Raw genomic sequence first — 5,010 nt, forward strand, 5'->3', positions numbered from 1 at the left:
TGGAAGGCAGCCCTTGCCGAACTCGCCAACGTCTACCCAGAGCGCTTCAACCCCTACCTGTAATCAAACATTCAACCGATCATCACTTACACAGATAGCTTGACAAGCTCACCACCGCAGCATCGATGCCGACCTGAACCCGCGCCAGCGCGGGATCGGTAGGGTGAACAGACACGAGGGTTCCTCCGTTCGCTGTGAACGACACGACCCCGCCGGGCCCAACCACCGGCCAGTGACTCCGCACGACGGGCATCGTCTTCCTGGACGGGAGAACCCTCGTCCCCGTCGACAGACAGTGACGCGCAGACACTCCCGCTCATCGCCACCCAGCGACCGCAACCAACGCCACAGTCGGCGAACCCACGCTTGTGCGTGATCCGGTGCCACCCAAGACGAGTCACCCGCGTGGCAGGTTCACGCCTCGGCCACCAATTCCCTGAACCGGGCCAGCCTCGACCGGGAGAGTCGACCCCAGAGCCCACCGATCTCTTTCACGAGCCATCACGCTCAGCCGGATAGCGGCGAGACCCGGAGCCTTCTCCCACGGCCACCGTAGCGACCACCACCCGTCACCAGGAGGCACTCCAAGTCATACAAGCCACCAAACTCACGGCAGACCCATTTGAACCTGCGACCCCTTGACCCCCAGGCGTCCAGACGGCTTCGACAAGGCCAGATGCCGCGTGATTCCGGGCCTCAGAGCATGCAGCGCGACTCAGGAGATGCATGAGTTGCATGGTTCTGGCCCCTTTTGGTCCCCTCCATCAACCGCGCTGCACGCTGATGCCACGGCGACCCGCGCAACTCCCGTATCAGTCGCCCATCGACTGCAAGTACGGAGCTACAAGGCCTGCATCCTCGTACGCTTCGAGCGACGCGCGAATCTCGGCGTAGAGTGCCTCCACCGTTGCGTTCAACGCGATAAACCCGTCCTCGAAGTAGAACGATGCAGGAGCCAGGGCATGCAAGCCTCGCACCAATCCTTCCAGCTCCGATTGGGTCCCTTCCCACCCATCGGCAATCATCCACGCATGAAGGTGCTGTATCTGAGTTGCCGCGGCCTTGTCGCTGTACTTTACAAGGATCGCCAAGAGACTGTCGATCCTCGGCTTCGGTATTGCCACGCTTGCTTCTTGCTCAGCAATCCACGCAGCCGTCTGAGCAGGCGAGCGCAGTTCGAACAGCGGCCGAAGTGACGCAGGAGTCAACCCTTGCAGCGGAAAGACTTCAACAAGCTTGGCTAGATCTGAGACCTTGATCGGAACAATAGCGTCGTTTTCACAGACTTTCGATATCAAAGCCTCGGGATCGTCAGCACCCTGATAATCAGGAGCAACCACCACAGTGAAACTCGGCTTTATCTCCACGGTGGTGTCACTCGTCAGGGACTCCCTGTGAACGCGAAGCACCGATGTTCGAGCGGTATCTGCCCTAATCTTCGCGACTTTGCTCGCATTATCGATAGGGATCTCAATACCATCATCGTCCAGGTGAACTATGACGGGTTCGCCACTAGACTTCGCGTCGTAGGTGAACGCGTAACTAGAAGTGTCGCCGTTCTCTTGCCTACGTCCCAAGCGAGCTGTAACGACTCCATCTGTTCCATGGCCAGCTCCACCACGCTTAGATACATTGAATCCAAGAATGGTGAACGCATCCGCCACCGCGTCCTCTAGATCATCTTTCTTGTTTCGCGCCTCGTTGAGACTCTGGGCAATTACGGTCGCCGAGTGCGGGAACCTCTTCACGAGAGCCCGGAGAAAAGAATCACGCCGACGCATCACACGCTCGACAACCTCGGGCGCAATGTTCTCATCCAGCATGTACGCTTCAGTCAGCAGCTCCGTAAGCCCCAGTAGGCGGAGCGGCTCTCCTACCTTCTTCGCATCCTTGTAATTGGATACGAAGGGGTGAGATTCGTTCAGAACCACAGTCTTCCGGCCGGGGTCGTACGAAACAAAACGTTCGCTTGACTGCTGCGACTCTAGAACAATTTTCTCAACTAGGTCGCCAGGTGAGGACAAGGCGGTGGAGATGTCCGCACTCTGGTCGTCTGAAACCCCGAGGCTCTCACGGACGACACGATCTCCTTCGGCTGCCCGATTGAGCATCCGTCTGAGAGGCCCCTGGCTAAGCGCAAGCGGCGGGTCTGCCAACCGGTTGTCTTTTCCAAGCCGGCCAAGCTGATCCGAGGCGTCTTTCTCTTGAGCGACCGTTCGGGCTCGGTTGAAGACCGCTTTCAGATAGGCCTTGACCTCGTCCAAGGCCGGAGAATCTTTGATGCTCTCCCTCGCACTCGCGACCTCAGCGTCAAGCCCGTCCGCCCAAACCTCCATAAAAAACCTGCTCAGCGTGCCGTGCCGAAGCTCGACATCGAGATCGAAGTCAGCAGCTTCTACACCCAGGTTGATCAGACGACCACGTACCCGGACGAAGAACCCATGGCTGCGTTCGAGCTTCTCACTCTTACCCGAAGTGATCGAGTCCTTGAAAAGCACCGCCCGTCCCGCAATAGTCCCTGCCGACGAGAGCTGCAGCCCAGTTGTCTTGGTGCCGTCCGGCAGCTCCACCTCCACGGACTTGAACTGCGACCACGGCGACGGACTGCCCTTACCCCTGCCAGGGAGAACATTCTCGTCTTTTCCAACCTGGAAGGACCAGAGCCGATCCTTGTCCACCTTCGTCGACGTCAGCGGCTCGTTGTTGTAGTCAAGCTTGAAGTCGGGATGCAACGGCAACGCTGTTCGGAGTATGTAGCGAAGCCGACCGAGTTCAAGCTCCGCCGCCGCCGGCTTCAGATTCGTTAAGATGGCGGCGGTCCAGTGCTCGGGTTCCGAGGTTCGCACATGATCGAGGAACTTGCACTTGTCGCCCAGCGGCTCGTACGCTCTCTCCAGAGCGCGAATTGCATCATCCCTCTTCAGCTGGACCATGTCGAGGCGCAGGTCCACCGCATTGAGGAGCCCCGCCGGTCTACCCTCAAGCAGCGAATAGTCCATCGTAATTGCCCGGTACGTTCCGTCACTATGCACCAAGTACGTCAACGACTTGGCGAGTACATACGTTGCCAGTTTTCCAATGCCGAACTTGCCGACCGGGCTCGTTCTCCCCTTCGGCGGAGTGGTCGAGCGCTTCCTCGACTCGCCGATCTTCCATAGGTCGTGGAGGCCATTCTTGTCCATGGACTCTCCGTCGTCTGCAACGATGACAGTTCCCGTGGACTGAGATAGATCCTCTGGAATCGAAACCCATACGCTTCGAGCGCCTGCATCGTATGAGTTTGTGATCAACTCTTCGAATGCCTTGTTGGGCGAGCTATACAACCCTTCCGAGAATCGCTCGATAATTCCGAAGGATAATTGCAGGGGAACTTGGTCTACGACCTTGCCGTTCGCAACGAGGTCAGACACTGGGACCACCTGCGCGGTGGACGCATCTTCTCCTGCCTTGCTGTTGTCGCCGGCTTCTACGCCCTCGGACTTTTCGACCACCTCAGTCGAGCTCATGATTTCTCCACGGTGAGAACCACTTCGGTACGCATGCGCTTCGACAGCGAGGAAGCCGCATTACTTGTGCGAACGGGCAAATATCGCTTACTCTCGGGAAGCTCACGTTCCGTCCTGTCGCGCACGCTGAAACCTGCCGCCTCGTAGGCTTTCCGCACCAGAACATCGTTCTGGATGTAATTGCCTCGCAACGTGGAGTTTCCGATCACCGTGACCACTTCCGCACCCTCCATGCACACGCGATGCAGTTCGCGAGAGAACACGGTGAGGTCGTGCGCATATCGAACGATCGTGGCTAAAGGTAGCTTTGACCGATCGTTCGCAGCATCCTCAACAAACGACACCATGTCATCAACTTGCTTGAGTGCTTCGCCGTCGAGCGCACGTTCCGCGCCGATGCTGTTGGAGCGGATCTTCCGCAATTCAGGAATAGTGTGACCAAACCAGATCAAAGACATCTTGTGTCCACGCAGATAGTCGATCGCGTTGAGATACGGCGGTGACGTAATGATCAGGTCGACCGACGCATCTGGCAGGCTGAGCGCTCGCGCATCTCCCCTGCTCACCTCCACCTGTCCGACGATGGAACGCTGATCGAGCAGCTTCTTGAGGCTCGCGACGGAGCTCTCAAACCCGCGGTACACATCGTAGCTAGATTCGGTCATCACTCGGTGAGGCCTGCTGTGCGACGTGTCGGCGGCCAGCGAAGCCTTGGGGGCCTTCGTGACGATGATCCGACTCAGGGCTAGTTGGAGGGCCTGCCGAACAGCATCATCGCCGACCCCGTCCAGCTCACGCGAAAGCCGATTGAGTTGGCTCCGCTGACTCGCCGCGAACCAGTATTCAGCGAACTTCCGCGTCTCTGGGTCATCCCACCGCGGTTCATCCTGACTTGAGGCTCGCGCGAGCGCGCAGACGCGCTCGGCTTCAGCGACGACATCGTCTGTGTCGACGGCCTGGGTCGCAACCGAACTCATGAGGACAGCGAGAGGGTCGACATCGAACCCGCGTGCTGCATGCCCCCTGTCGGCCGCTGCTGCGAGGACCGTGCCTGATCCGCACATAGGATCGAGCACCACTAGCTCGGATTCACCTTCGACAGCGTCCAGGTGGTCGATGGCGATGTCGGGGGCCATCCTAGCGGGGAACGGGTGGATCGTCCTTGCACCCATCAGCACTCCTTTGACTCGTACGTACCGGCACGAGCAGGTGCGCTCCTAGAGGCCGTTCACTCGTATATCATCCCAGGGTCTACCGAGCTAGGTCAAAGAATCCTGCCGGCGTGTCCGGGTCAAGTCCTGCTGCGTGGTGTACAGGCTGATTCGTTCGTTCGGGTTGGTTAGCCTCGATCTTTCATGAGGGTTGTTTGGTTGACGGTTCAGCGTCGTTGCCGGGGCCTTCGCCCCGGATCGTGGACACGTTGGTGTCTGATTACGCTGCGGTGGGCAGCGTAGCGGCCCGGCGGGCCTCGTAGGTGTTCGGTGGCAGGTTTCCGCACCAGGAG

The 5,010-nt window shown here is 58.9% G+C and carries 2 protein-coding genes; both read right to left on the bottom strand.

The features are described 5' to 3' along the window. Positions 1–812 precede the first annotated feature (812 nt). Positions 813–3,506, bottom strand: coding sequence for an ATP-binding protein (locus ACTQ49_RS14740; RefSeq protein WP_441828592.1), 2,694 nt, complete (start codon positions 3,504–3,506; stop codon positions 813–815). Next, positions 3,503–4,642 (bottom strand): hypothetical protein, encoded by a 1,140-nt coding sequence (locus ACTQ49_RS14745; RefSeq protein ID WP_441828593.1) that lies wholly within the window; start codon positions 4,640–4,642, stop codon positions 3,503–3,505. The genes ACTQ49_RS14740 and ACTQ49_RS14745 overlap by 4 nt, the downstream gene beginning before the upstream one ends. Positions 4,643–5,010 lie beyond the last annotated feature (368 nt).

Origin of the sequence: Luteococcus sp. Sow4_B9, from assembly GCF_052116585.1 — a bacterium.
In the GTDB taxonomy this organism is placed as follows: Bacteria; Actinomycetota; Actinomycetes; order Propionibacteriales; family Propionibacteriaceae; genus Luteococcus.

Bases quoted from the DNA above. Each gene is read 5' to 3' on its own strand.
- ACTQ49_RS14740 (WP_441828592.1), bottom strand. From the start codon at position 3,506: ATGAGCTCGACTGAGGTGGTCGAAAAGTCCGAGGGCGTAGAAGCCGGC.
- ACTQ49_RS14745 (WP_441828593.1), bottom strand. From the start codon at position 4,642: ATGGCCCCCGACATCGCCATCGACCACCTGGACGCTGTCGAAGGTGAA.